Genomic DNA, 1943 nt, shown 5'->3' with positions numbered 1-1943 from the left:
GATACGACACTTGAGGTGCAACGGGCGTTTAAGAAAGTGCGGGTCAAAGACGATGCGGAGCGGCAGTCCGTTATTCGTGAAGCACGGCTGTTAGTCAAACTGGGCAGCCACCCCAATATCGTGCAGATCTACGACATTATCGAGGGCGATACGTTTGTGGGGATGGTTATGGACTGGATTGAGGGACAGACGCTCTCGGAGTATCTGGCGAGCAAAGGAACGCTGAGTAAATCCGAAGCGCTTGCGATTACGGGTGAGGTTCTTGTGGCGCTTGAGTTTGCCCATAGCCAGAATATTTTACACAGTGACATCAAGCCGGGCAATGTGATGCGCGGCACGGATGGCAGTATCCGTCTGGTTGATTTTGGCGTCGCTCGTACACTAGGGACGCACAGCATGGGCACCGCTATGGGAGTGACCTACCCGTTCGCCCCGCCCGAGTTCTTCCAGCCGCCGCATAAGCTCGACCTACGCGCGGATCTGTGGGCTGTTGGGGTGATGCTCTATCAACTTGTTACTGCCCGGCTTCCCTTCACCGTTGAGGCGGCCCAGTCCAGCAACCCCTTCGCTTGGGCAAATGCGATTACTCCATGCCAATACGCCGCGCCGCCGGATAGAGAAATCGCAGCTTTGCTCACTCATGTTTTGGTTCCCCTGGATCAGCGCTTCCCCACTGCAAGCACCTTTCGAGTCGCACTCCAAGCACCGCTGCCTAATCCTGCCCCTATCCCCAAACCCTTCGTGAAGCAGGAACCAACCGGGAGGCTCCCCCTACTCGAAACCTACAAAGCGCAGCTTGTGCAGATTCCTGCTGGTGTTCTCAAGCAACAAACGGGGACAAAGCCTGTGTATGAAAATCGGGCTGCGAAAGGATTTGTTGCGGGCCTGACGGGAAAGATGGAGCGGGTGAAAGTGGGCGATGAGGCTGTTTTTAGCGAGACTAAGATTGCTACCTTTCGGATGGGACGCACGCCGGTGACGGTGGGAATGTGGAAGGAGTATGCGGATACGAAGCTCGGTGGCACAATGCCGGAGCTGCCCGACGATTATCCCGTCTGGGCGAAGGGCTGGGACTCGGTTCTGGAGCACCCGATAGTGAACGTGAGTTGGGAGGATTGCAAAGCCTACGCGGACTGGGCGGGTCTTGTGCTTGCTGGTGAGCTTCAGTGGGAGTTTGCGGCGAGCGGGAGCAATGGCCGCGTGTATCCGTGGGGCGATATGTGGGATGCGAACAAGTGCCAGTGTAGCAAGAAGACGCCTGGTGATGCAGGCGGTACCGCCCCTGTCGGTAGTTTTCCTGCGGGGTCGTTTGGCCTTTACGATATGGCGGGCAATGTGTGGGAGTGGTGTTCGGATTGGTACGATAGTGAGAAGAAGTATCGGGTAGCTCGCGGCGGCTCCTGGTACGACAACAGGACGGATGGCTTCCGCTGCGCGGTCCGGGGCTGGGGTTCGCCCGACAACCGGAGCGGTGGCAACTGCGGTTTCCGTCTGTCTTCCCCTCTCCCCGTGCCTTAATTGCCTCGCACCACTCGTGACCCTCTTTGCTGCGAATAGGGTCGGACGAGGAACGAGGACGGGGGAAGGTAAGAAGCGCAGCGAGGCTACTACGGGTTGCGTAGCTCTTGCCAGGTCTCGATGTCCCACAGGCGATCCGCGAAGCTTTCCAGTGTCTCCACCGACGTGATACTCTCCAGAAACGCACGGGTCGCCTCGTCCGCCTCGCCCAAGCGCCGCCGCCCGAAGCGCAGCAGCATCTCACGGGCTTCTTCAAGAGTGCCTTCTTGTTTGCCCTCTTGCCTACCTTCTTGCCTACCCTCGCGTAGTCCTTCTTGTCTGCCTTCTTTCAAGACGGCTTGATAGGTCGAGGATAGTTCCAGTACATTTCGGCTCATGATCTTCTCCACAAAGGTTTCGTCGTATTTTAGTCCCAATAAAACAAA

1 protein-coding gene and 1 pseudogene are annotated in these 1943 nt (G+C 57.4%); one reads left to right on the top strand and one right to left on the bottom strand.

Annotated elements, in window-relative coordinates; genetic code table 11:
- Positions 1-1518 (top strand): bifunctional serine/threonine-protein kinase/formylglycine-generating enzyme family protein (locus ACH2EH_RS07175; RefSeq protein ID WP_395140295.1); only part of this gene is annotated, 1518 nt, incomplete at its 5' end.
- 89 nt (positions 1519-1607) lie between these two features.
- Here the strand turns inward: ACH2EH_RS07175 and ACH2EH_RS07170 are convergent.
- Positions 1608-1943 (bottom strand): annotated as a pseudogene (locus ACH2EH_RS07170) (hypothetical protein); the annotation flags it as partial.

It is taken from the genome of Armatimonas sp., assembly GCF_043760365.1.
Classification (GTDB): Bacteria; Armatimonadota; Armatimonadia; order Armatimonadales; family Armatimonadaceae; genus Armatimonas.
This window is presented reverse-complemented; position numbering and strand designations above follow the sequence as displayed.